Here is a 4,282-nt window from a genome sequence, read left to right as displayed (position 1 = left end):
GCCGGCCCACCCCGGGTGGCATGCCGCGCCCGCAGGCTCCCCGTCCGGGCGGCGCGCCCGGCGGTAACCGCCCGAACCCGGGCATGATGCCGCAGCGTCCCGCGGCCGGCCCGCGTCCGGGCCCCGGCGGCCGTGGCCCGGGTGGCCCCGGCGGTCGTCCCGGTGGTCCCGGCGGCGGCGGTGGCGGTCGTCCCGGCTTCGCCGGCCGTCCGGCCGGTCCCGGTGGTGGCGGCGGCGGCTTCGCCGGCCGTCCCGGTGGTCCCGGTGGCGGCGGTGGCCGTCCGGGTGGTCCCGGTGGCGGTGGCGGCGGCTTCGGCGGTCGTCCCGGCTTCGGTGGCCGTCCCGGTGGTCCCGGTGGCCGTGGTGGCACGCAGGGCGCCTTCGGCCGTCCCGGCGGTCCCGCGCGTCGCGGTCGCAAGTCGAAGCGGCAGAGGCGCCAGGAGTACGAGGCCATGCAGGCCCCGTCCGTGGGCGGCGTGATGCTGCCTCGCGGCGGCGGCGAGACCATTCGCCTGTCGCGCGGTGCGTCCCTCACCGACTTCGCGGAGAAGATCAACGCCAACCCGGCGTCGCTCGTCGCGGTCATGATGAACCTCGGCGAGATGGTCACGGCCACGCAGTCCGTCTCCGACGAGACGCTGCAGCTCCTCGGCGACGAGATGAACTACCAGGTTCAGATCGTCTCGCCGGAGGAGGAGGACCGTGAGCTGCTCGAGTCCTTCGACATCGAGTTCGGCGAGGACGAGGGCGGCGAAGAGGCCCTGGTCTCCCGTCCGCCGGTCGTGACCGTCATGGGTCACGTCGACCACGGTAAGACCCGTCTCCTCGACGCCATCCGCAAGACGAACGTCGTCGCGGGCGAGGCCGGTGGCATCACCCAGCACATCGGTGCCTACCAGGTCACGACCCAGGTCAACGACGAGGACCGGGCCATCACCTTCATCGACACCCCGGGTCACGAGGCGTTCACCGCCATGCGTGCCCGTGGTGCGAAGTCGACCGACATCGCGATCCTCGTGGTGGCGGCCAACGACGGTGTGATGCCCCAGACGATCGAGGCGCTCAACCACGCCAAGGCGGCCGACGTGCCGATCGTGGTCGCGGTGAACAAGATCGACGTCGAGGGCGCGGACCCGACCAAGGTCCGCGGTCAGCTGACCGAGTTCGGTCTGGTGGCCGAGGAGTACGGCGGCGACACCATGTTCGTCGACATCTCCGCCAAGCAGGGCCTCAACATCGACGCCCTCCTGGAGGCCGTGGTCCTCACCGCGGACGCCTCGCTCGACCTGCGGGCCAACCCGAACCAGGACGCGCAGGGCATCGCGATCGAGTCCCACCTCGACCGCGGCCGCGGTGCCGTCTCGACGGTCCTGGTCCAGCGCGGAACGCTGCGCATCGGCGACACCATGGTCGTCGGCGACGCGTACGGCCGCGTCCGGGCCATGCTCGACGACAAGGGCAACAACGTCGAGGAGGCGACCCCGTCGACTCCGGTCCTGGTCCTGGGTCTCACCAACGTCCCGGGTGCCGGCGACAACTTCCTCGTCGTCGACGAGGACCGCACGGCCCGCCAGATCGCCGAGAAGCGCGCCGCGCGTGAGCGCAACGCCGCCTTCGCCAAGCGCGTCCGCCGGGTGTCCCTCGAGGACCTCGACAAGGTGCTCAAGGCCGGTCAGATCCAGGAACTCAACCTCATCATCAAGGGCGACGCGTCCGGTGCGGTCGAGGCTCTCGAGTCCTCGCTGCTCCAGCTCGACGTCGGTGAAGAGGTCGACATCCGCGTCCTGCACCGCGGTGTGGGTGCGGTCACCGAGTCCGACATCGACCTGGCCATGGGCTCCGACGCCATCGTCATCGGCTACAACGTCCGCGCGGCCGGCCGTGCCGCGCAGATGGCGGAGCGCGAGGGCGTCGACGTCCGGTACTACTCGGTCATCTACCAGGCGATCGAGGAGATCGAGGCGGCGCTCAAGGGCCTCCTCAAGCCGGAGTACGAAGAGGTCGAGCTCGGTACGGCGGAGATCCGCGAGGTCTTCCGCTCGTCCAAGCTGGGCAACATCGCCGGTGTCCTCATCCGCTCGGGCGAGGTCAAGCGCAACACCAAGGCGCGCCTCATCCGCGACGGCAAGGTCGTGGCGGAGAACCTCAACATCGAGGGCCTGCGTCGCTTCAAGGACGACGTCACCGAGATCCGCGAGGGCTTCGAGGGTGGTATCAACCTCGGAAACTTCAACGACATCAAGGTGGACGACGTCATCGCGACGTACGAGATGCGCGAGAAGCCGCGCGCCTGACGCACAGCGGTGAGCCGGGGCCGGTCGGCGGAGATTATTTCCGTCGATCGGCCCCGGCCGTTGCGTGTACGGTTTCAGGTGTCCTCGCCGAGCGGTCGGCGGGGCCACTGACCCCGAACCGGCGGGACATCCGGACACACATGTATGTGGGGACCCTGTCCTTCGACCTGCTCCTCGGCGACGTCCACTCGCTGAAGGAGAAACGCTCCGTCGTCCGGCCCATCGTCGCCGAGCTCCAGCGCAAGTTCTCCGTGAGCGCGGCCGAGGTGGGCGACCAGGACCTCCATCGCAGAGCCCGGCTGGGGGTCGCGCTGGTGGCCGGGGACCCGGGGTTCGTGTCGGACGTGCTCGACCGCTGCGAGCGGCTCGTCGCCGCCCGGCCCGAGGTGGAGCTGCTGTCGGTGCGACGCAGGTTCCACACTGATGAAGACTGATTGAGCAAGGCAAAGAAGGAGACGGACCAGTGGCCGACAACGCGCGGGCGAAGAAACTGGCGGACCTCATCCGGGAGGTGGTCGCGGAGAAGCTCCAGCGCGGTGTCAAGGACCCGCGCCTGGGCACGCACGTGACGATCACGGACACCCGTGTCACCGGTGACCTGCGGGAGGCCACGGTCTTCTACACGGTCTACGGCGACGAGGAGGACCGGGCCAGCGCCGCCGCGGGCCTGGAGAGCGCCAAGGGCGTCCTCCGTTCGGCGGTGGGCCGGGCGGCGGGAACCAAGTTCACCCCGACGCTCACCTTCGTGGCCGACGCCCTCCCGGAGAACGCCCGGACCATCGAGGACCTTCTCGACAAGGCGCGGGCCTCGGACGCCCAGGTGCGCCAGGCCTCCTCGGGCGCCACCTTCGCCGGTGACGCCGACCCGTACAAGAAGCAGGACGAGGACGAAGCCGCCGAATGAGCACCGCAGACAGGACCCCCCCGGCCACGGCCGGGAGGGGTCCCCTCGACGGCCTCGTCATCGTCGACAAGCCGTCGGGCTTCACCTCGCACGACGTCGTGGCCAAGATGCGCGGGATCGCCAGGACCCGTCGCGTCGGCCACGCCGGCACGCTCGACCCCATGGCCACGGGCGTCCTCGTCCTCGGCGTGGAGCGGGCGACCAAGCTGCTCGGTCACCTCGCGCTGACCGAGAAGGAGTACCTGGGCACCATCCGCCTGGGCCAGACCACCGTCACCGACGACGCCGAGGGCGAGATCACGGCGTCGGTCGACGCGTCGAAGGTCACCCGCGAGCAGATCGACGCGGGCGTGGCCGAGCTCACCGGCGACATCATGCAGGTGCCGTCGAAGGTCTCCGCGATCAAGATCGACGGCAAGCGGTCCTACGCGCGCGTGCGCGGCGGCGAGGAGTTCGAGATCCCGGCCCGTCCGGTCACCGTCTCCTCCTTCCGGGTGTACGACGTCCGCGAGGACACCGCCGAGGACGGCACCCCCGTCGTCGACCTCGTGGTCTCGGTGGTCTGCTCCTCCGGTACGTACATCCGGGCACTGGCCCGGGACCTCGGCGCCGGACTCGGCGTGGGCGGCCACCTCACCGCCCTGCGCCGCACCCGGGTCGGCCCGTACAAGCTGGACTCGGCCCGGACGCTCGACCAGCTCCAGGAGGAGCTCACGGTCATGCCGGTCGCCGAGGCCGCCGAGGCGGCCTTCCCGCGCTGGGACGTGGACGAGAAGCGGGCCCGGCTGCTCCTGAACGGGGTCCGCCTGGAGATGCCCGCCTACCCGAAGGGACCGGTCGCGGTCTTCGGGCCGGGCGGGACGCTGCTCGCGCTCGTCGAGGACCAGCGGGGCAAGGCCAAGAGCCTCGCCGTCTTCGGCTGAGCCGGCCGGGCCCGCGGCCCGGACACGGCGCTCACGGTGGGGGGGGGCCGCCCCGGCCCCCCCCCCCCCCCCCTGCCGGCACACTACGGGGGCGAAGATGACAGAGACGTCACCCGATAGAACACGGACGGGGGGCACGCGGACTGAACAGAAGCGGAGAG

General features: G+C 71.1%; 4 protein-coding genes. All 4 read left to right on the top strand.

The genetic code is table 11. The features are described from left to right. A partial coding sequence (gene infB, locus ABTY40_RS30765) for a translation initiation factor IF-2 (protein ID WP_352062510.1) occupies positions 1-2,294 on the top strand: 2,294 nt, incomplete at its 5' end. 140 nt (positions 2,295-2,434) lie between these two features. Continuing rightward, on the top strand, positions 2,435-2,728 hold the full coding sequence (locus ABTY40_RS30760; RefSeq protein ID WP_345286892.1) for a DUF503 domain-containing protein: 294 nt from the start codon (positions 2,435-2,437) through the stop codon (positions 2,726-2,728). 29 nt (positions 2,729-2,757) lie between these two features. Next, positions 2,758-3,198, top strand: coding sequence for a 30S ribosome-binding factor RbfA (gene rbfA / locus ABTY40_RS30755; RefSeq protein WP_345286890.1), 441 nt, complete (start codon positions 2,758-2,760; stop codon positions 3,196-3,198). Next, positions 3,195-4,121: a tRNA pseudouridine(55) synthase TruB gene (gene truB, locus ABTY40_RS30750; RefSeq protein WP_352062509.1), complete on the top strand. Its 927-nt coding sequence runs from the start codon at positions 3,195-3,197 to the stop codon at positions 4,119-4,121. The genes rbfA and truB overlap by 4 nt, the downstream gene beginning before the upstream one ends. Positions 4,122-4,282: the final 161 nt, after the last annotated feature.

It is taken from the genome of Streptomyces sp. NPDC126503 (assembly GCF_040302405.1).
GTDB lineage: Bacteria > Actinomycetota > Actinomycetes > Streptomycetales > Streptomycetaceae > Streptomyces > Streptomyces gulbargensis.
The sequence above is the reverse complement of the archived record's forward strand: the minus strand, read 5'-3'. Positions and strand labels throughout refer to the sequence as shown.